At 60.3% G+C, this 19,780-nt stretch carries 22 protein-coding genes and 1 tRNA gene; 12 read left to right on the top strand and 11 right to left on the bottom strand.

The window, feature by feature from the left end; genetic code table 11:
- Position 1 precedes the first annotated feature (1 nt).
- The 3 genes from cobT to C5750_RS14190 form a co-directional block, all read right to left on the bottom strand.
- Complete coding sequence (gene cobT, locus C5750_RS14200; protein WP_105734509.1) at positions 2 to 1,900, bottom strand: cobaltochelatase subunit CobT; 1,899 nt, start codon at positions 1,898 to 1,900, stop codon at positions 2 to 4.
- A gap of 13 nt (positions 1,901 to 1,913) precedes the next feature.
- Positions 1,914 to 2,900 (bottom strand): cobaltochelatase subunit CobS, encoded by a 987-nt coding sequence (gene cobS / locus C5750_RS14195; protein ID WP_105734508.1) that lies wholly within the window; start codon positions 2,898 to 2,900, stop codon positions 1,914 to 1,916.
- Positions 2,901 to 2,994: 94 nt separating this feature from the next.
- Positions 2,995 to 3,648 (bottom strand): J domain-containing protein, encoded by a 654-nt coding sequence (locus tag C5750_RS14190; RefSeq protein ID WP_105734507.1) that lies wholly within the window; start codon positions 3,646 to 3,648, stop codon positions 2,995 to 2,997.
- 143 nt (positions 3,649 to 3,791) lie between these two features.
- Here C5750_RS14190 and C5750_RS14185 point away from each other — a divergent pair, with 143 nt between their 5' ends.
- Positions 3,792 to 4,094 (top strand): BolA family protein, encoded by a 303-nt coding sequence (locus tag C5750_RS14185; protein WP_105734506.1) that lies wholly within the window; start codon positions 3,792 to 3,794, stop codon positions 4,092 to 4,094.
- An 8-nt stretch (positions 4,095 to 4,102) separates the two neighbouring features.
- Here C5750_RS14185 and C5750_RS14180 read toward each other — a convergent pair whose 3' ends face one another.
- The 4 genes from C5750_RS14180 to C5750_RS14165 all read right to left on the bottom strand — a co-directional run bounded on the left by C5750_RS14180 (position 4,103) and on the right by C5750_RS14165 (position 7,687).
- On the bottom strand, positions 4,103 to 4,627 hold the full coding sequence (locus tag C5750_RS14180; protein ID WP_105734505.1) for a tellurite resistance TerB family protein: 525 nt from the start codon (positions 4,625 to 4,627) through the stop codon (positions 4,103 to 4,105).
- A 74-nt stretch (positions 4,628 to 4,701) separates the two neighbouring features.
- Positions 4,702 to 5,991, bottom strand: coding sequence for an HlyC/CorC family transporter (locus C5750_RS14175; protein ID WP_105734504.1), 1,290 nt, complete (start codon positions 5,989 to 5,991; stop codon positions 4,702 to 4,704).
- The gene (aroB, locus tag C5750_RS14170; protein WP_105734503.1) at positions 5,988 to 7,103 is read right to left on the bottom strand and encodes a 3-dehydroquinate synthase; all 1,116 of its coding nucleotides are present in this window, start codon (positions 7,101 to 7,103) and stop codon (positions 5,988 to 5,990) included. Before aroB ends, C5750_RS14175 begins: the two co-directional genes overlap by 4 nt.
- Positions 7,100 to 7,687 (bottom strand): shikimate kinase, encoded by a 588-nt coding sequence (locus C5750_RS14165; protein ID WP_425350463.1) that lies wholly within the window; start codon positions 7,685 to 7,687, stop codon positions 7,100 to 7,102. Before C5750_RS14165 ends, aroB begins: the two co-directional genes overlap by 4 nt.
- Before the next feature lie 155 nt (positions 7,688 to 7,842).
- On the opposite strand from C5750_RS14165, the gene C5750_RS14160 reads away from it, so the two are divergent.
- The 5 genes from C5750_RS14160 to C5750_RS14140 all read left to right on the top strand — a co-directional run bounded on the left by C5750_RS14160 (position 7,843) and on the right by C5750_RS14140 (position 10,971).
- Complete coding sequence (locus C5750_RS14160) at positions 7,843 to 8,004, top strand: histidine kinase (RefSeq protein WP_105734501.1); 162 nt, start codon at positions 7,843 to 7,845, stop codon at positions 8,002 to 8,004.
- A 4-nt stretch (positions 8,005 to 8,008) separates the two neighbouring features.
- A complete protein-coding gene (locus C5750_RS14155; protein ID WP_105734500.1) occupies positions 8,009 to 8,935 on the top strand; it encodes a site-specific tyrosine recombinase XerD in 927 nt (308 codons plus the stop codon).
- Positions 8,936 to 8,970: 35 nt separating this feature from the next.
- Entirely contained in the window at positions 8,971 to 9,516 is a 546-nt protein-coding gene (locus tag C5750_RS14150; RefSeq protein ID WP_199538065.1) for a hypothetical protein, read from the top strand.
- Between the two features lie 212 nt (positions 9,517 to 9,728).
- Positions 9,729 to 10,682, top strand: coding sequence for an acetyl-CoA carboxylase carboxyltransferase subunit alpha (locus C5750_RS14145; protein WP_105734499.1), 954 nt, complete (start codon positions 9,729 to 9,731; stop codon positions 10,680 to 10,682).
- A 212-nt stretch (positions 10,683 to 10,894) separates the two neighbouring features.
- Positions 10,895 to 10,971 (top strand) — tRNA-Arg (locus C5750_RS14140).
- 112 nt (positions 10,972 to 11,083) lie between these two features.
- Here C5750_RS14140 and C5750_RS26925 read toward each other — a convergent pair.
- Positions 11,084 to 11,212 (bottom strand): hypothetical protein, encoded by a 129-nt coding sequence (locus C5750_RS26925; RefSeq protein WP_280952408.1) that lies wholly within the window; start codon positions 11,210 to 11,212, stop codon positions 11,084 to 11,086.
- Positions 11,213 to 11,467: 255 nt separating this feature from the next.
- Here C5750_RS26925 and C5750_RS14135 point away from each other — a divergent pair, with 255 nt between their 5' ends.
- The 3 genes from C5750_RS14135 to C5750_RS14125 all read left to right on the top strand — a co-directional run bounded on the left by C5750_RS14135 (position 11,468) and on the right by C5750_RS14125 (position 14,551).
- Positions 11,468 to 12,403 carry a hypothetical protein gene (locus C5750_RS14135; protein WP_105734498.1) on the top strand — a complete coding sequence of 312 codons (936 nt, stop codon included), beginning with the start codon at positions 11,468 to 11,470 and terminating at the stop codon, positions 12,401 to 12,403.
- Positions 12,404 to 12,618: 215 nt separating this feature from the next.
- Positions 12,619 to 12,768 (top strand): DUF1127 domain-containing protein, encoded by a 150-nt coding sequence (locus C5750_RS14130; RefSeq protein ID WP_091879951.1) that lies wholly within the window; start codon positions 12,619 to 12,621, stop codon positions 12,766 to 12,768.
- A gap of 217 nt (positions 12,769 to 12,985) precedes the next feature.
- Entirely contained in the window at positions 12,986 to 14,551 is a 1,566-nt protein-coding gene (locus tag C5750_RS14125) for a VOC family protein (RefSeq protein ID WP_105734497.1), read from the top strand.
- A gap of 47 nt (positions 14,552 to 14,598) precedes the next feature.
- On the opposite strand, the gene C5750_RS14120 is transcribed toward C5750_RS14125, so the two are convergent.
- Positions 14,599 to 15,552 carry a ring-cleaving dioxygenase gene (locus tag C5750_RS14120; protein ID WP_105734496.1) on the bottom strand — a complete coding sequence of 318 codons (954 nt, stop codon included), beginning with the start codon at positions 15,550 to 15,552 and terminating at the stop codon, positions 14,599 to 14,601.
- A 168-nt stretch (positions 15,553 to 15,720) separates the two neighbouring features.
- Here C5750_RS14120 and C5750_RS14115 point away from each other — a divergent pair, with 168 nt between their 5' ends.
- On the top strand, positions 15,721 to 16,695 hold the full coding sequence (locus C5750_RS14115; protein ID WP_105734495.1) for a LysR family transcriptional regulator: 975 nt from the start codon (positions 15,721 to 15,723) through the stop codon (positions 16,693 to 16,695).
- Positions 16,696 to 16,866: 171 nt separating this feature from the next.
- Complete coding sequence (locus tag C5750_RS14110; RefSeq protein ID WP_091880272.1) at positions 16,867 to 17,142, top strand: HU family DNA-binding protein; 276 nt, start codon at positions 16,867 to 16,869, stop codon at positions 17,140 to 17,142.
- A 34-nt stretch (positions 17,143 to 17,176) separates the two neighbouring features.
- On the opposite strand, the gene C5750_RS14105 is transcribed toward C5750_RS14110, so the two are convergent.
- Both C5750_RS14105 and C5750_RS14100 read right to left on the bottom strand, forming a co-directional pair.
- The gene (locus C5750_RS14105) at positions 17,177 to 17,719 is read right to left on the bottom strand and encodes a GNAT family N-acetyltransferase (RefSeq protein WP_105734494.1); all 543 of its coding nucleotides are present in this window, start codon (positions 17,717 to 17,719) and stop codon (positions 17,177 to 17,179) included.
- Positions 17,712 to 18,164, bottom strand: a complete 453-nt coding sequence (locus tag C5750_RS14100; protein WP_105734493.1) for an SRPBCC family protein — start codon at positions 18,162 to 18,164, stop codon at positions 17,712 to 17,714. Before C5750_RS14100 ends, C5750_RS14105 begins: the two co-directional genes overlap by 8 nt.
- A 319-nt stretch (positions 18,165 to 18,483) precedes the next feature.
- Between C5750_RS14100 and C5750_RS14095 the strand changes: the two genes are divergently transcribed.
- Positions 18,484 to 19,755, top strand: coding sequence for a L,D-transpeptidase family protein (locus C5750_RS14095; RefSeq protein WP_105734492.1), 1,272 nt, complete (start codon positions 18,484 to 18,486; stop codon positions 19,753 to 19,755).
- The last annotated feature ends 25 nt before the right edge of the window (positions 19,756 to 19,780 follow it).

The following is a 19,780-nucleotide window of genomic DNA, read 5'->3' as shown; positions in this document are numbered from 1 at the left end:
GTCAGTGTTTCCGGGCGGCAGATTTGCCCGCGGCGCGGCGTTGTTCCTGTTCTTCAAACAGCGATGCCAGCTGCTCGGTCATGGCGCCCGCCAGTTCTTCGGCATCGACAATGGTCACCGCACGCCGGTAATAGCGCGTCACGTCATGGCCGATACCGATGGCGATCAGCTCAACGGGCGAGCGCGTCTCGATCTCTTCGATCACGGCGCGCAGATGCCGTTCGAGATAGTTGCCCGGGTTCACCGACAGGGTGGAATCGTCGACCGGCGCACCGTCGGAAATCATCATCAGGATCTTGCGCTGCTCCGGCCGCCCCAGCAGACGCTGATGCGCCCAGATCAAGGCTTCGCCATCGATGTTTTCCTTCAGCAGCCCTTCGCGCATCATCAGCCCGAGATTGCGCCTAGAACGGCGCCACGGGGCATCGGCACGCTTGTAGACGATGTGGCGCAGATCGTTGAGGCGGCCGGGATTGGCAGGCTTGCCGCGCTCCAGCCACGCCTCGCGCGCCTGCCCGCCCTTCCATGCCTTGGTGGTGAAGCCGAGAATCTCGACCTTCACGCCGCAGCGCTCAAGCGTGCGCGCCAGAATGTCGGCGCAGGTCGCCGCGACCGTGATCGGACGGCCGCGCATCGAGCCGGAATTGTCGATCAGCAGGGTAACGATTGTGTCGCGGAAATCCGTATCACGCTCCTGCTTGTAGGACAGGGGCTGCGTCGGATCGATGACCACGCGCACGAGACGCGCCGAATCGAGATAACCTTCTTCCAGGTCAAAATCCCACGAGCGGTTCTGCTGCGCCATCAGGCGCCGCTGCAGGCGGTTGGCCAGACGGCCGACGACACCGGAAAGATTGGCAAGCTGCTTGTCGAGGAAGGCCCTGAGGCGCTCCAGCTCCGCATCGTCGCACAGCTCTTCCGCATCGGTGGTTTCGTCGAATTCCTGGGTGAAGACCTTATAGCCGCTTTCGCTGCCGAGATTGGAAAACGGCTGGTTCGGACGGCGTGCTTCGCCGGGCATTTCCGCATCCGTATCCGCATCGTCATCGATCTCGTCAGAGGAGGCATCGGCCGCTTCGGTCTCGCCCGACTGGCTGTCGTCGCTGGAGCTTTCCGAATCATCATCCTCGGATGCATCGCTGTCCTGGTCTTCGTCGGACCCGCCTTCGTTGTTCTCTTCGGGCTCCGGCGCGTCCTCGTTGTTTTCCTGGTCCTCGTCCTGCTCGCTCTCCTGCGACAGCTCTTCGGCCATCTCCATGGAAGCCAGCATTTCGCGGACAACGCGGGCGAAGGCGTTCTGGTCGTTGATCTTCTCGCCGAGATGCTTGAGGTCGGCGGCCGCCTTTTCCTCGATCCAGTCACGCCAGAGGTCGACGACATTGCCGGCGGATTCGGGCGCCTTGCGGCCGGTCAGCTTCTCGCGCACCATCAATGCGACGGCTTCTTCCAGCGGCGCTTCGGCCTTGTCGGTGATGGCTGGGAAATTGGCGCGGGAATATTTGTCCGACAGCATCGAGCTGAGGTTCTCGGCCATGCCGTCCATGCGCAGGGCACCGATCGCCTCGACACGAGCCTGTTCGACCGCATCGAAAATCGCACGCGCCTGCTTGCCCTCCGGCGCCAGCGTCGCATGGATGCGGTCATTGTGGCATGCCTTGCGCAAGGCCATGGAATCGCCAATGCCGCGGGTAACCGCGATATCGGTGGCCGTCGGGCGTTTCGGCAGATCGGGCAGACGCGCCCGATGTCCCGTCAGGGCCGGGCGGTCATTGCCAAACCCGACTTCCATTTCATGATCGCCGGCAATGGCCCGCATGCAGGCCGTAACCGCGCGCTTGAAAGGCTCGGAATCAACCGGGCCTTTCGGATTTGTGCGTGAATTGTCTCCCGGTCCCGCCATGCTCTGATGACGCTCAGCCTATGACCACATTGGCCGTCGACTCCGGCAGTTCCTTGCCGAACGCACGCTGATAGAACTCGGCAACGATCGGACGTTCCAGTTCATCGCACTTGTTGAGGAAGGTCAGGCGGAAGGCAAAACCGACATCCTTGAAGATATCGGCATTTTCGGCCCAGGTGATGACCGTACGCGGGCTCATCACCGTGGAGAGGTCGCCATTGATGAAGGCGGCACGGGTCATGTCGGCAACGCGGACCATCTTCGAGACGATCTCCTTGCCTTCCTTGTTCTGGTAGTGCTTGGCCTTGGCCGCAACGATGGCGGCTTCATTGTCATGCGGCAGATAATTGAGCGTCGTCACGATGGACCAGCGGTCCATCTGCGCCTGGTTGATCTGCTGCGTGCCATGGTAGAGGCCGGTTGTATCGCCGAGACCGACAGTGTTGGCCGTTGCAAACAGGCGGAACGCCGGGTGCGGGCGGATCACGCGGCTCTGGTCGAGCAGCGTCAGGCGGCCGGACGATTCAAGCACGCGCTGGATGACGAACATCACATCCGGACGGCCGGCATCATACTCGTCGAACACCAGCGCCACATTGTGCTGATAGGCCCATGGCAGGATACCGTCGCGGAATTCGGTGATCTGCATGCCTTCCTTGACGACGATGGCATCCTTGCCGACGAGATCGATACGGCTGACATGGCTGTCGAGATTGACGCGCACGCACGGCCAGTTAAGGCGGGCGGCGACCTGTTCGATGTGGGTTGATTTACCTGTTCCGTGATAGCCGGACACCATGACGCGCCGGTTGAAGGCAAACCCGGCCAGAATGGCCAGCGTGGTCTGCTTGTCGAACAGATAATCCGGATCGGTCTCCGGCACATATGCATCGCCCGCCTTGTAGGCAGGGACCATCATGTCGGTATCAAATCCGAACAGCTTTGCGGCAGAAACCGTAGTATCCGGCAAATTCGCAATATCGCGATCAACCTTATTCATCATGCCTCCAGCGCGACTGCACGCGCAGACGCAATAAGATAGTCACACCCATGAAGCCTCGACGGGAGGCTTCGAATTCAGCCAAACATGGTCCTTAGCAAAAACCAGCCTGTTTGAGCAATTGATAAGCCTGGATAACGTCGCGGAAACGATCCTCGGAAGCCCGATCACCGCCGTTTGCATCGGGATGATGGCGCTTCACCAGTTCTTTATAGCGCGACTTGATGTCTTCGCCAGTGGCTTTTACATCAAGACCGAGAGTATCCAGCGCTTTTGCCTCCAAAGGCTTGGCCTTGCGCAGGCGCGCACTCGGCCGTGCATCCCCGAACACGCTGTTCGGATCACGGAAGCGGTTCTGATAGGCGGCCCGGCCCGAGCGCAGCTTGGAAAAGTCCGGCGACGTCTTGGCACCGCCGGATGCGGCAGCCGCGGCACTGGCGCCAGCGCCGCTGCCCGGAAGGCCCGCGACGGTCCAGGTCGGCCGGTCGCCGGTCAGGGCTTCCTTCTGATAGCGCGCGACTTCCGCGTCGGAGAGACCGGAAAAATAATTGTAACCTTTGTTGTATTCACGGACATGATCGATGCAGAAATGAAAGAACTCGCCTTCCTTCATGCGTCCAACCGGCGCACGGTGCGGACCCGGCTTGTCGCAGCCATCCCACTGGCACACGGGAATGCGCGATTTCTCCTCTTCCACCTTTTTCGGGCGGATGCGGATGCTGTCAAAATATTTCGAATTTGAGGTCATTGCGTACGATTATCAACGGATTGGTTTACAAGACAAGAATTGACAATTGCCCATGGATCAACCTAACGCCTGAAATGGCGGTAAATTTGTGATCATGTACGGATTTGCCAAATGAAACTACCATATGGGCGCAGGAGAACGAAATGTCCACTCAGTCAGCGATCGAAAACAAACTGACGCAGGCTTTTCATCCTGTTTCATTGACCGTCATCAACGAGAGTCATCTTCATGCCGGCCACCATCATGAAGACGACGGACATCATGCCACATTTGACGGTTCGGGTGAAACGCATTTTCGCGTGCGCATTGTCGCAGAAGCTTTTGCGGGCCTGTCGCGCGTTGCTCGCCACAGGGCGATCAACGAGGTCCTGAAGGACGAGCTGGCGGGCAGCGTCCACGCCCTTGCGCTGGAACCGGCAGCACCGGGCGAAGCGACGCGCCGCTAAGGTCCGGCCTAACCATCCTCGCCTTGCATCAATTGCCGTTGCAGGCGGCCGATCATCAGCGCCTGCAGCTCGCTCTCCCCGCCATAGGCGCCGGCCGTCTGCCGCAGCATGCCGATCAGCTGAAAACGCTCGTCCACGCTCAGGCGTGCCCGCAGCATCGGCACCATGTCGTCAGCCATCGCTGGGAACGAACCCCGGCGTCTGGTATAGCGCCAGGCTTTGCGGAACATCGCATCCGGGTCGCCGATCCCCAGCGGACCGCCGACCAGCGCGATGATCTGCTGTCTTTCGTCCTGGGTCAGCGGCGCACCGGTGCGCACAAGCTGAATCATCAGCACGGTCGCCGCCAGCCGCGGATCACGGATCCGGCTATGGCGCGAACCGACGAGACGGTCGAACGCCCGCTTGCTCCTGTTTCTCAGAAGAGGCGTATTTCTGTCCAGATCCCGAATGGAACGAGCCGCCCATTGCAGCCGGAACATCCAATAAAAAATCGCGGCAATTCCACTTAAAATGGCAATGACAATATGCATGCGGCCTCGAGCTTAGGCGCAGGAAAGCGTCTGAAAAAACAATATCTTAAAATTATCGAACCAGTGACGGCAGCTTAACCGGTTTTGCCCTTTTCGTCATCCTCCAAAGGTCGAATACGCAGCCGGGTAATGCGGTTTTTTTCCCGCTTCAGCACGGTGAAGCGCTTGCCGTGGAAGGTGAATGCCTGTTTTTCCGTCGGGATGCTCTGGGTTTCATGGATGACGAGACCGGCAATGGTTGTGGCCTCCGCATCCGGCAGGTTCCAGTCGAGCGCCCGGTTGAGGTCGCGAATCGGCACGGAGCCATCGACCAGCACCGACCCATCCGGCTGGGGGCGGCAGCCCTGAACGTCAATGTCGTGCTCGTCGGCGATATCACCGACAATCTCTTCCAGAATGTCTTCGAGCGTGATCAGCCCCTGCACGTCGCCATACTCATCCACGACAATGGCGATATGCGCCTTGCGGCGCAGGAAGGCATTGAGCTGGTCCTGCAGGGTCGTCGTATCGGGCACGAACCAGGGCTTGGTCGCCACCTTCATGATGTTGATCTTGGAAAAGTCCCGGTTGGAATCGCGGATGGCCCGCACCAGGTCCTTGGCATGCACGACACCGACAATATTGTCATTGTCGCCGCGCCAGACGGGAATGCGGGTGTGGTGGCTCGCCAGAATCTGGCCAATGATCTCCTCGATCGGATCATCGGCGTTGATCGAATCCATATCCGTCCGGTGGATCATGACGTCATAGACTTCAAGCTCGCGCAGATCGAGCAGGCCGCCGATCTGGTCGCGGTCGCGCTTCACCACCGAGCCCTCCCGGTGCAGGAGATCGACGGCACCGCGCAATTCCTCCTGCGCCGACAGCATGGATGTCACCGAACCGAGATCGATGCCGAACAGGCTAAGGATACGCCGCACAATCCAGTTGATAAGGTCCGACAGCGGTCCGAAGATGAACACGGCCACCTGTGCGAACCGCACCAGCGCCAGCGCATTGCGGTCGGGGCTCGAAATCGCCCAGGATTTCGGCAGCACCTCGGCAAAAATCACCAGAAGTACCGTCATGATCGCCGTGGCATAGGCCACGCCCGCCTGGCCGAACAGATTGAGCAGCATGCTCGTGGTCAGGGAGGAGGCGAGGATATTGATCAGATTGTTGCCGATCAGCATGACGCCGATCAGACGGTCGCGTTTTTCGATGAGACCTTCGACCACCGTCGCACGGTCGTCGCCGCGTTTGGAAAGCCGGTGCATCCGGGCGCGCGACACGGCCGTCAGCGCGGTTTCGGATCCTGAAAAGAGACCAGACATCAGGATCAGAAGGAAAATGATTCCGCAAAAGATCCAGAGTTCCAGGTTCATTTTGGGTGTTTCTCCTGCAAAAAGCTGAGAACCGCCGATGGCGGCACATCCCTGGCGATAAAGGACCGGCCGATACCGCGGGTGAGAATGAAGGTCAGCGCGCCGCGCGTCACTTTCTTATCCTGGGCAATATACTCCATCAGCGCCTCCGCTGGCGGCAATGCACCGGGAATGTCGCCGATGGAAACCGGCAGCCCGACCTGCCGCAGATGCGCTTCAACCCGTGCGGCATCGTCGGCGCTCGCCAGATTCATCCGGACCGAAAACTGGTGGGCGAGAACCATGCCGATGGCAACGCCCTCTCCGTGCACGAGCCGGGCGGAATCGTAGTGTGTGGCCGTCTCCAGCGCGTGGCCGAATGTGTGGCCGAGATTGAGCAGCGCCCGGTCGCCGGTTTCACGCTCGTCGCGCGCCACGACATCGGCCTTTGACTGGCAGGAGACGGCAATGGCGCGGGTGCGCTCCGGCCCGCCGGTGAAAATGCCCTGCCAGTTCGTCTCCAGCCAGGCAAAAAAGTCCGGCCGGTCGATCAGCCCGTATTTGGCGACTTCCGCATAGCCGGCGCGAAATTCGCGCGGGCTGAGCGTGTCGAGCACATCCGTGTCGGCCAGCACCAGTTGCGGCTGATAGAAGGCACCGACGAGGTTCTTGCCATGCGCCGTGTTGATGCCGGTCTTGCCGCCAACGGACGAATCCACCTGGGCCAGCAGCGAGGTCGGTATCTGTACGAAGCCCATGCCGCGCCGGGCAATGCTGGCGGCAAAGCCGGCGAGATCGCCGATCACGCCGCCGCCGAAGGCGATAACGATATCGCCCCGCTCCAGCCGGGCGGCCAGGATGGCGTTGGTGACGGTTTCGAGCGTGGCAAAACCTTTCGACTTTTCACCGGGGGCAACGAGAACCGGTGTCGATTCGATGCCGCCAGCCTTCAGGCTGTCCGCCAGGCGCTGCAGATGCAGCGCGGCAACATTCTCGTCGGTGACGATGGCCACCCGTCCTGCGCCGGTGCGCCCCGCAATCTCCTGCCCCGCACGCTCGATCAGGCCCGCGCCGATGAGGATGTCGTAGGAACGGTCTCCGAGTTTGACCGGAACTGTCGTCTGCTCGCTCATCGCGGGGATTCCTTGTTGTCCAGATGCTGCGACACCGCCTGCATCGCTTCAAGCGCGATGATCTCTTTCTTTTCCTCGCGCGAGAGAATGGTCAGATCCGCCTGCGCATAGACGGGATAGCGCTCGCTCATCAACCGCTCCATGACGGCGCGCGGATTGTCGCTTTTGAGAAGCGGCCGGTTCTGCTTGCGCACGACACGGTTCATCAGCACGTCGAGTTCGGCATTGAGCCAGATCGATATGCCTTCGGACGCAATCGCTCCGCGCGTCTGCGCGTTCATATAGGCACCGCCGCCGGTGGCCAGAACGATGGGCCCATCTTCGAGCATGCGCGCGATAACCCGGCGTTCCAGATCACGGAACTCCGCTTCACCATAGGCTTCGAACAGTTCCGGAATGGTCATGGTCGAGACTTTTTCAATCTCGTTGTCGGCGTCGAAAAACGGCAATTCGACCAGCGAAGCCAGTTTTTTACCCACGGTGGATTTGCCTGCGCCCATCAAACCGACGAGCACAATAGACCGGTGCCCCAGGCGCTCCCGGATGGATCGGGCCAACTCCGGAACCTGGGCTGTGCCAAGAATATCGTCAATGCTGTTCATAAATGCGTTTCGACAGGAAAACCGGGCTTTCGTCAAGCAAAGTGTGGGCTTGTCCTTGTGTCTGGCCTTCATCAATTCATAAGAGTTTCCGTTGCAAGATTATGGAACATGGAAAGCCAGCTTGCAAAGTCGATTTGATGCCCACACTGACCCGATTGATCATCACCCTCGCGGTTCTCGCCGGGCTCGTCTACACGGGGATGCTGGCGCTCGTGACCTTCGTGCACCCGACACAGACGGAACTGACCATCCGCATACCATCCGAAAAGCTCAATCCCAAACCCGGCAATCCAAAGTAGAGCCATGCGCACAGCAGCAGCGATAGAGACATTTCTTGAGATGATGAGCGCCGAACGCGGCGCGGCGCAGAACACGCTTGAGTCCTATCGCCGCGACCTTGAGGATGCGGCGGGTTTTGCCAGCGCCGCCGGCGTGCAGCTGACCATGGCCGAGCCCGCAACGATCCGCGCCTATCTCGACGATATCGCCGGACGCGGCTATGCCGCAACCTCGCAGGCACGGCGGCTCTCGGCGCTGCGCCAGTTCTTCCGCTTCCTCTACACGGAAAATATCCGCACCGACGACCCGACGGGCACGCTGGATGCGCCGCGGAAGGACCGCTCTCTGCCAAAAATCCTCAGCGAGGCGGATGTCGAGAAACTGCTGGGACGTGCCGAACTGGAAACCCTGGACACCACGGCCCCGGCGGGCGACCATCTGCGCGCCCTGCGCCTGCATGCGCTGCTGGAAATTCTCTATGCGACGGGGTTGCGCGTTTCCGAGCTGGTCGGCCTGCCGGTGACGGTTGCCCGGTCCGATCACCGCTTTCTGATGGTGCGCGGCAAGGGCTCGAAAGACCGCATGGTTCCGCTCTCCGGCAAGGCCCGCGCGGCCATGACAACTTATCTCGCCGTGCGCGACGCATTGCCCAACCTTGCCGGCAATCCCTGGCTTTTCCCGGCCATCTCCGAAACGGGTTTTCTGGCGCGGCAGGTTTTCGCGCGCGAACTAAAGGGGCTGGCCGCCCGTGCCGGACTTGTGACTTCTGCAATCTCGCCCCACGTGTTACGGCATGCCTTCGCCAGCCATCTCCTGCAGAATGGCGCGGACCTGCGGGCGGTTCAACAATTGCTGGGTCATTCGGATATTTCAACGACCCAGATTTATACCCACGTCATGGAGGAGCGGCTGCACCGCCTTGTCACGGAGCACCACCCTCTGGCAGACTGAACCCATCCCCCCGCGAAACAGGCGGGACCACGGACTTGACGAGACTCTCTATGTGGCGGCTGTTGAAAAAGCTGTTTTCGAGACCAGAACCGGCGCCAGTCGAAGCCGATGGCGAAGTGATGCGCTTCGACGAAACCGGGTTCACGCGGTCCAGCCAGCTGATCCGCTCCATGGGCTGGCGCGAACATTGGGACTGGGGCGAGATCGACGGTTTCGGCTTCTCGTTCAAACAGGCCATGTTTCCCGATCCCTGGTTCGGCGACTATATGGAGAGCGAATGGTTCATCATCGTTGACAACCAAAGCGCACCCGAACACATCTATTTCCATGCGGACTGGCTGAACATCGACCATCTTCCGCCCGCCCTTCTGCAAAACATGCCCGGTCTTGACATCGCCGAGCTGCGCAAGGGCCTGAACAATGCATCGCAGGGTTTTCACTATTACGAGGGCGAAGGCGAGTGGATCGGCTGGCAGCGCCCAAAACCCGCCAAGCGGGCGAGACCGGCGAAGAAGGCGGCACCGAAACGCAAGACGGCACCGGCCAAGCCCCGCGCACCGGCCAAGAAGCCGGATGCATAGGCCGCAGGCCGCCACGCTTTCACCAAACGCGCCACGGGACAAGGTCCCGAGCTTGGCTCTTATCCACGGCTTTCCACCACACCTTCGCCGGAATTATCCCTATAAGTGGCGCCATGAACGCGCCTTGTCGGCCATGCTTCCTTGACATGAGCGTCCGCAACAGCCAGTTAGGTCGTGAAAAATCCACCGTTATGCAGGCAGACACGTCGTCCATGTACAACTATCTCGATTTCGAAAAGCCGGTCGCTGATCTCGATGGCAAGATTCTCGAACTGAAGAAGCTTGCGGAAGAAGGCGGCGCACTCGATACCAATGACGAGATCGCCCGCCTGGAAAAGCGGTCGGCCGAAGCGCTGCGTGATCTCTACCGCAAGCTGACCCCCTGGCAGAAGGCACAGATCGCCCGCCATCCGGACCGTCCGCACTGCATCGATTACATCGGCAGGCTGTTCACCGATTTCACGCCGCTCGCCGGTGACCGCAACTTTGCCGAGGACGAAGCCATCCAGGCCGGTCTTGCCCGTTTCAACGGCCAGGCCGTCGCCGTCATCGGCCAGGAAAAGGGCAACGACACGAAGTCCCGCCTCAAGCACAATTTTGGCATGGCCATGCCCGAAGGCTACCGCAAGGCCGTGCGCGTCATGGACCTGGCCGACCGGTTCAACCTTCCGGTGATCACGCTCGTCGATACGGCCGGTGCCTTTCCGGGCATCGCGGCGGAAGAGCGCGGACAGGCGGAAGCCATCGCCCGGTCCACCGCGGCATCGCTGAACCTGAAAGTGCCGATGGTTTCCGTCATCATCGGCGAAGGCGGTTCCGGCGGCGCCATCGCCATTGCCACGGCGAATCGGGTCTACATGCTCGAACATGCGATTTATTCGGTGATCTCGCCGGAAGGCGCGGCATCGATCCTCTGGCACGATTCCACCCGCGCCAAGGATGCGGCAACCAATATGCGCATCACGGCGCAGGATTTGTACGAGCTGAAAATCATCGACGGCATTATTCCCGAACCCACGGGCGGCGCCCATCGCGGCAAGGATGCGGTGATCGAAGCGACGGGCAACATCATCAACGTCGCCCTGAAATCCATGGCATCGATGGACGGCGAAGCGCTGAAAAAAGACCGGCGTGACAAGTTCCTCGCCATCGGGCGCAATCTCTAAGACACGTCAAAGGCCCGGACATCCTCCGGGCCTTTTCATTTCCGCCGGAATGCCGCGCATACGCACGGCGGGAAAGGCACTAAGCCGCCGAATAAACCGGGGTGCGACGTTCCGGCAAAAAATTGTTGCGGTTTTTTTGCCAAAGCTGCTTGCAATTCACAGCCCAACCGATTACGAACCGGCCTGCGCAGACGAACGCGCAGATGTGGCACGCGCCCGTAGCTCAGCTGGATAGAGCACCAGACTACGAATCTGGGGGTCAGAGGTTCGAATCCTTTCGGGCGCGCCATTCCTTCCCGACAAAATCGATATCCCTGTTTGCGCGGCCGGCCTTGGCCGATGACGCGGCAATCCCATGCACATTTGCGCCAGATGACAGGACAGAAACTGAGCCCCTGATTCTAGGCCAGGGAATGGCAGACTTCGCAGATCAGCACGGCGATCCCGACGACGACACCGAAGGCCAGCAGGTGCACCCAGACCGGTGTCGTATAATGCAGGTGCTGTTTGTCGTCATACTCGTCGTACACGGCTTCGTTCTCGCGTGGGATTCAGGAGCCCGATCTTGACCCAAGGCCCGGCGAACCGACAGCAAGGCCATGCTCAATGCAGCTTCAATCGGGGATTTCGATTTGCCGTTGCCGCCGCGGCGCCGAAAAGTCTGCCAGCAGGCGGCGTCCCCAGCCCAGAAAATGGGCTTTTTCGCGATCAACAAACTTAACAACTTGTAACTGTATTCCACTCAAAACCGGGTGTATCCGTTTGCCAGATAACGTGAGACACGCATGGCAAATCACCTCCTCATCGCGGGTACAGGCCGGGCCGGAACGAGCCTTCTCGTCCGCTATCTCAATGCCTTGGGACTGACCACGCACATCACCAGGTCCAATGGACAGACCCATCTGATCGAGGACGCCAATGCCGGTTTGGAGGATCTGATTCTCCATGGCGGCGAGAACCTTCCCTACGTCGTCAAATCTCCATGGCTGTACCAGTTCATCGACGAGGTGCTCAAGCGCGCCGACATTACGATTGACGGCGTCATCATTCCCATACGCAATCTGGCGGAAGCGGCAAGCAGCCGGATCATTCTCGAACTGCAGCGGCTCCATCACACCCAGGAATGGATGGCTGACGAGGCAAGGACCTGGGACCACTGGGGAGAAACGCCCGGAGGCGCCGTGTACGCGCTCGATCCCGTCGATCAGGCCCGGCTGCTGGCCGTGGGATTTCATCATCTCGTCGAGCGGCTGACACGGGCGGGGATACCGATTTACCTCGTTGCCTTTCCGCGTTTCACCCAGGATCCGGAATACCTCTTTTCCACGCTCAGGGGATGCCTGCCCGCGTCGGCAAACCTCTCATCCATTCAGGCGCTGCACCACAGCCTGATAGAACCTGAGAAAGTCCGGGTGGAATCGGAAATTGCCGTTCAAACCCTGCCAAGACTCCCGGCGGCGACATCGGATGATTTTCCGTCGCTCGAGCAGCTCGACAACATTGCCCTGCGGCGCGAGATCAAGAAGGTGAGGCTTCTTCACGCCGCAGCCATGGACAAGGGCAATCAGGACCGGAGCGCGCTTGAGCAAAAATCACGCGAACAGGATCAGATCATCCTGCGGCTGCAGGGGGAACTGAGCGCGATCCGATCAAGCACCTCCTGGCGGATGACCCAGCCGCTGCGACACGTGGTTCAAAGGGTCCGCAATCAGCGGCCGTGATAAGCCGGACAATGGCTGAAAGAAGCGGGTTTTTGCACCTCTTCCCGGCCGTTCTGATTGACGTGATTCCACCCGCCCCAATTTGGCCATCCACTCCGCAGTTCCTGCAAAGCAGCTATGCATTCTTGTCACTGCAAGTTTGACCGGGCATCGACTATATGCAGCTCACGATCAAGAAATGATCCAACAAACAATAAGTTACCAAGGTGAGTGAAATGAACCTGATCCGCTCTTACAACAACTGGCGCCGTTATCGTGACACTGTCACCGAACTGAACCGCCTGTCCGCACGTGAACTGAACGACCTCGGCATCTCCCGTGGCGATATCGCCTTCGTTGCCAAGAAGGCCGCAGCTGCGCGCTAATCGAATTCAAAGTTGACGTTCGGGATGACCTCCTCCCAGGTTCCGAACGTTCGAAGGCCGGCACTCCTCCTCCCAGCCGGCCTTTACAAATAGCACCCACCGCACCTCCTCCCGCGGTGGGTGTTGTTTTTTCAGGCCCTGCCTGATTGCCGCCCGCCGGCTTTCCCCGTATTGGTCGCTTCCTCTTGGTTGCACGATCCACAGGCGGAGGAACTTCATGACAAGTGGTATCCATCACATCACCCTGATCACCCGCAGCGTTCAGGCGAATGTGGACTTCTACGCCGGTTTTCTCGGTCTTCGCCTGGTCAAACGCACCGGCGGCTATGAAGACGCGACCCAGCTTCACCTCTTCTATGGCGATGCCGCGGCAACCCCCGGTTCGTTGATCACCTTTCTCGTCTGGGAAGACGGATCGCTCGGCCGGGTCGGTTACGGCCAGCCAAGCGAAATTGCCCTGGCCATTGCCCCGGAGGCCATCGGTTTCTGGCTGACCCGCGCCCTCCAGCACAATATTGCCGTCACCGGCCCCGCACAGGAATTCGGCGAAACCGTCCTGCGGCTGAAAGACCCCGACGGCGTGATCGTGAAACTCGTTGGAACATCCGGGGTCACGGGTGCCGCGCCGTGGACCGTCAAGGGCATTGCCGAAGCTGATGCCATCCGGCGCATCCGCAGCGCCACGGTCCTCACCGAACAGCCGCAAGCCACCTGCGCCTTTCTCGAAACCTATTTCGGCTTTCACGCCGGCGAGCGCACCGACACGATCGTGCGGATGGTTTCGGCCTCCGGCGATTGCGTCGATGTGCGCGATGCCAGCGGCTTCTGGAGTTCCGCACCCGGCACGGGAACGATCGATCACATCGCCTTCCGTGCGCCCGATATCGCCCATGCCCAGGCGACCTATGACAGCCTGATCAGGGACGGGTCGGACGCGACCGCCATGCATGACCGCAAGTATTTCCATTCGATCTATGTGCGCGAGCCCGGCGGCACCCTGTTCGAGATGGCGACCGACGGTCCTGGCATGCTTGTGGACGAGACGCTGGAAACACTCGGAACGCACCTGTTCATTCCGCCGCATTTTGCTGAAGAAGCCGGCAATCTCACAGTGATGCTGCCGCAGTTCGGCCTGCCCGGCGAGGAGCGGTTCCTCTACCGCGAGCTGCCTTTCGTGCATCGTGTCTATACGCCCGAACATGCCGATGGCCTGACGCTTGTGCTTTTGCATGGCTCCGACGGCAATGAGACCACGCTGCTGCCGCTTGCCGCCAATGCCGCGCCGCATGCCACCCTCATCGGTTTACGCGGGCGCAGCAATGAGGAGGGCATCGGCCGCTGGTTCCGCCGCTTCGGCCCCCTGAGTTTCGACCAGCAGGACATCCGCTCGGAAGCCGAAGCGCTGGCTGCGTTCATCGAAGGGGCCGCCGAGGCCTATCGCCTTGATCTCGAGCGCACGGTGTTTCTCGGCTATTCCAACGGCGCCAACATGCTGGTGGCAACCATGCTGCTGCACCCCGGCCTTGTCAGGAATGCGATTCTCCTGCGCGCAATGAATGTTCTTGAGGAGGCACCGCACGCGGATTTGAGCCATGTGAAAATTCTGATGGTCAATGGTGAACACGACCTGTTCGGCGCCAGGACGCCCGATCTCGAGGCGTTGCTGCGGCAGGCTGGGGCTGAGCTTGCCGTCGATCGTGTTCATGCCGGGCATGAAACCGGGCCGCACGATATCGAGGCCATCAGGCAATGGATTGAGGCCAATCTTCCCCGCACGGTTTGACATGCAGGAAGGCCCAGCGCTTGTGCGCCGGGCCTTCTTCATTCCGGTTAGACCAGAGGCTTCAGGTTTGCTTCGATCGACGCCCGCTTGCCCTCGAGGAATGGCGGCAGTGACAATCCTTCGCCCAGCGTTTCCAGCGGTTCGTCAACGGTGAAGCCGGGACCATCCGTGGCGATCTCGAACAGGATGCCATTGGGTTCGCGGAAATAGAGCGAGCGGAAGTAATAGCGCTCGACCTCGCCGCTGGACGGCATGCGGAAACTTTTCAGCCGTTCCGTCCATTCGTGCAGCTGCTGTACATCCGGCGCCCGGAAAGCCACGTGATGCACGGCGCCTGCCCCCTGACGGGCCACCGGAAGGTCCGGCTGGACCGCGACGTGCAGTTCGGCAGCCGGTCCGCCCTCGCCCATGGAAAAGACATGGACATGACCGGCGCCGTCGGGAGACGGATAGGTGCTGGTCTGGCGCATGTTCATCACATGCAGGAGAATGGCTTCCGTGTTGGTGATGTCAGGCACGCTGATCGTGATCGGGCCAAGACCGCGGATCTGGTGTTCGGCCGGAACCGGGCTCCTGTCCCAGGGATGTGACGGGCCTGCGCCGCCATCATCGATCAGACGGAACCGCTGGCCTTCGCCATCCTCGAAATCGAGCGACTCACGCCCGCCGGTTTCGCTGATTTCGCCCGACGTGACACCGAGTTCGTCGAAGCGTGCCTTCCACCAGACAAGGCTGGCCTTGCTGCCGACGCGCAGACCCGTGCGCGCAATGCTGTGCGTGCCGCGCCGTTCCGGGCCGACTGGCCAGTCGAAGAAGGTCAGATCGGTGCCGGGCGTTGCCTCGCCATCGGCGTAGAAAAGGTGATAGGCGCTGGTATCGTCCTGGTTGACCGTCTTCTTGACGAGCCGCAAACCGAGGGTCTGCGTGTAGAAACGCAGGTTTTCCGGGGCATTCGCCGTGATGGCGGTCAGATGATGGATACCTGTCAATTGTAGGGACATGAAAGCCTCCTGAATGATGTTGCCTGGCGCTCATGCGCCGTTGGGGTGAATATCTGCGCTGCCGCCGCCGATATAAAGCCCGCTTCGATGCAACCCATGTTCGTTAAAACAGAACGATTTCTCCCGAAACGTCTTCTTCATCGGCATATTGTCCTCTATAAGAGAACCATGAAATGGCGTTTCGATGACCTTGTGACTTTTCTCGACGTGATGGAGACCGGCAGCATCACCATGACTGCCGCCCGGCTCAACCTGTCGAAATCCGTGGTGAGCAAGCGCATCACCGATCTGGAAGCGGCACTCGGCACGCAGCTGTTCCAGCGCTCGCCGCGCAAACTGCTCGCCTCGGACAATGCCCGCGCCTTTGTCGAACGCGTCCGGCCGCTCGTGCGTGAGATCATCGAGGCAGCCGACACGGTCGGCGAGCGCTACAGCGCCATTCGCGGCACCTTGCGCATCACGGCGCCGATGACCTTCGGCACGTTTTACCTGAGCCGCCTGATTGCCGATTTCGCCCGGCAATATCCCGATCTTGAAATCGCCGTGGAACTCGACGACCGGATGGTCGATCTCGTCAAGGGCGGCTTCGATGCCGGCATCCGCATCGGCATTCTCAAGGATTCCAGCCTGATCGCGCGCAAACTGTGCACCGATCCGCGCGTCATATGCTGCAGCCCGGCTTTTGCCGCGGCCAACGGCCTGCCGCAAAACCTCGGCGAACTCGGCTCCTACGCGTGCATCGACTACTCCAACGTCAACACCAGCCAGCTCTGGCAGTTCGAAAACCCGGCAGCCTCCGGCGAACCCATTTCGGTTGCCATGCACGGGCGCATCGTGGCCAACAATGGCGAAGCCATGCGCGACATGGCCATCGCCGGACTGGGGCTGGTGCTCCTGCCCATGTTCATCGCCGCCGAAGCGCTGCGGCGCGGCACGCTCATCAAGGTCTTGCCGGAGGCGAGGCCGTTGCCCTACAGGATCTATGCGGTCTACCCGCCGACCCGGCATGTCTCGGCCAAGGTGCGCGCCTTTATCGACCACGTCGCGCGCCACATCGGCGACCCTCCGATCTGGCAGATGCCTGACGCTCTGCAGAGCGGCGGGCGTGAAGCGATGGAATCACGGGCCGAATCACCCGGCTGAATTTGCGGGCGTCATCCGGCTCCGATCGGAAAAATCATAGCCGGTTTTGCAAAAAACCCTGTAAACACTGGGTATAAACCCCGAAAATGCGCTCTATTCCTGATGACAGAGGCGGCAACGCATGCCATACAGACGCCTTCGATCAACGAATATACTGAGGAAACCGCCAACATGAATACGTCCGATCTTATCGAGAAGCTCGTCGCTGATCAGGGTCTTACAAAGGTTCAGTCCAAGGCGATTGTTGATAGCGTTCTTAAGGGCATCACCGATGCCGTCGTCGCAGGCGACGAAGTTTCGCTGCCAGGCTTCGGCAAGTTCAAGGTACAGTCGCGCGCTGCTCGCGAAGGCCGTAACCCTGCAACTGGCGCAACGATCAAGATCGCAGCCTCCAAGAAGGTTGCCTTCCAGCCTGCAAAGGCTCTGAAGGACGCCCTCAACGGCTAATTGCCGTTTGTGCTGATTTCACAAAAGGCGGTGCTCAGGCGCCGCCTTTTTTATTGTCGTTGCTGCCGCGCTCGAACCGGAAAAGAATAACGCTGTCGCCATCCTCTTCAAATTCGTCAACCGGCCGAAAGCCTGCCGCTTCCGAGGCCCTGATCGCATCGAGATCGCCCGCCTCGTGGGTGATATAGGCGAACCGTTCATCGGAAAAATGCGGGAAGGCGATCTGCGCAAGATATTCCCTCAGCATCAGCGAACCGAGGCCGCGCCCGATATAGTCCGGCTCACCGATGAACAGATCGACGCTGATGCCGTGGTCAAGCGCCGGCAGCTCGTCCTCATAGTCCGCATTGCGGTAGCTCTGCAGATAGCCGAAAGGCAGCTCGCCATAATAGGCGATGTGACAAATATCCGGCGTCTCGCCGCTAAACAATGGCCCGTACTCCTCCGCCACCTCCCCCGGGCTTATCGGGTCCGGCTGGTAGGAATCGCGCATATGCGGCATCATCAGCCACTTCGCCATCAATGGCAGATAGGACAGCGACGCCGGACGGAAGGTGATTGCGGAATGGTCAGTCACGATGGTTCACCGCCTGTTGATTGATAAAGTTTTCGAGACTGTCGAGAGCACCGCTCCAGCCCTGCCTGTGACGATCCCGCGCTGCCTCGTCGTAGAACTTCTCATGGATGAGTGTCAGCAATGTGCCGTCATCCACCCGCTCCAGCACCAGCGTTACCAGCGACTCCCGGTCCGGCAGGGTAATCCAGACCCAGGTGAAGGCAAGGCGCTCTTCAACCACCACCTCGCAATAGACGCCGCTGACATCATGCTGCTCGCCGTCCGGGGTGACGAAGACGACATGATACCTGCCGCCAAGGCGCGGATCGGCTTCGGCCCTCAATGTTTTGGCCCCTGCCGGCCCCCACCAGCGCACGATCATTGAAGGATCGGTCCAGGCGGCCCACACCAGCCGTGGCGGCGCCTTCAAATGGCGTTTGAGCGTCAAAAAGGGTGCAACTGCCATTGTGTTCCTCCATGCATGGCTGATGAAACGGGCACGCAACGCGGCCGCTCAGGGGCCGAACACCAACAATTGATGAGGACGCTTGCTTCCTGTCAATGGCGTATGACAGGGCAAGTACGTGTTGCAACGGATGGATCATCTTTGGAAAACAGTGTATTTCGCCATAAATCCGCCCTGTCTTCATTGCAGGTGACAATTGCATGATTGAGCAATTTGACTCATTGCAGTAAGGCTTTATCAACTATACCGGGTGCAAATAGGGGGTTGTGGATACCAATCCACACAATTTCGGCGAAGCGAACTGGTACCAGCTGCGAAGATGAAAATACCGACACATATCCTTGCTCCGTTATTGCTGACCCTGTTTCTGGCGGGTTGCCAGGGCGCGTCGGTGTCCGACCTTGCGCCAAAATCCGAAAAGCAATTGTCCGAAAAACTGGTCAAGCTGATGAAGACCAAGGGCATGACCATGACCGCGCCGATCATGGTTCGCATCTTCAAGGAAGAGAGCGTTCTTGAAGTCTGGAAGCGCAAGGACAACGGCCGCTACGATATCGTCACGAGCTACCAGATCTGCAAATGGTCCGGCAAGCTCGGCCCGAAATTCATCGAGGGCGACCGCCAGGCACCGGAAGGCTTCTATGCCGTCCGCCCGGCGCAGATGAACCCGAATTCCAGCTATTACCTGTCCTTCAACACCGGCTTTCCCAACGCGCTTGACCGGGCGCTTGGCCGCACGGGCGCCAATCTGATGGTGCACGGCGCCTGCTCGTCGTCCGGCTGCTATTCGATGACCGATGCCCAGGTTCAGGAAATCTACGCCTTTGCCCGCGACGCGTTCAAGGGTGGCCAGGACTCGATCCAGCTCCAGGCCTTTCCATTCCGCATGACCGCAGCCAACATGGCGCGCTACAAGGATGATCCGAACTATCCGTTCTGGAAAAACCTGAAGGAAGGCTACGATCACTTCGAGATCACCAAGGTCCCGCCCAAGGTCGACGTGTGCGAGAAGAAATATGTCTTCAACAACACCACCGACCCGAACGCTCCGATTGCCGCCACCGCCACATGCCCGCCCATGCAGCAGCCTGAAACGCTGAAGATGGCCTATCAGAGCTATCAGACCAATTACGAGGCCGCATTCTCCTCCATGGTCGGCAAGGGCAGCATCCAGGCGCCGAGCCGTTCCATCCAGGGCCTCAACGAAGCCAAGATCATCGCCGAATGGAGCGCCCGCCGCGCCCGCGGTGAACGCGTGACCCAGGAGCCGCCGTCCCTGTCGCCGCAGGACAAGGACGCCGCGCTGAAGCCGCAGGTCATGGTCCGCCTTGCATCCGCTGTCGCCGCCGACAAGGCCCGCGACGAGCGTGAGGCCGGCAAACGGCACCGCATGACGGTTGCTTCCATCCCGGCGACGGCACCGGCTTCCACCGCCAACCAGGTCGCCGCCAATGTCGTTGCCCCGGCCCGGCAGACAACCGCTCCGGTACCCGCGTCGGCAGCAGCGCCCGTCCAGGCACCACAGGACGTGACCGCCACGGTGGCGGAACAGCCGGCGAAAAAGGCCTGGTGGAAAATCATCGGCAATTGAGCCGTGCTTGTTTTCCTGCCTGGAG

It is taken from the genome of Phyllobacterium myrsinacearum, from assembly GCF_002980555.1.
Taxonomy (GTDB): Bacteria; Pseudomonadota; Alphaproteobacteria; order Rhizobiales; family Rhizobiaceae; genus Phyllobacterium; species Phyllobacterium myrsinacearum.
This window is presented reverse-complemented; position numbering and strand designations above follow the sequence as displayed.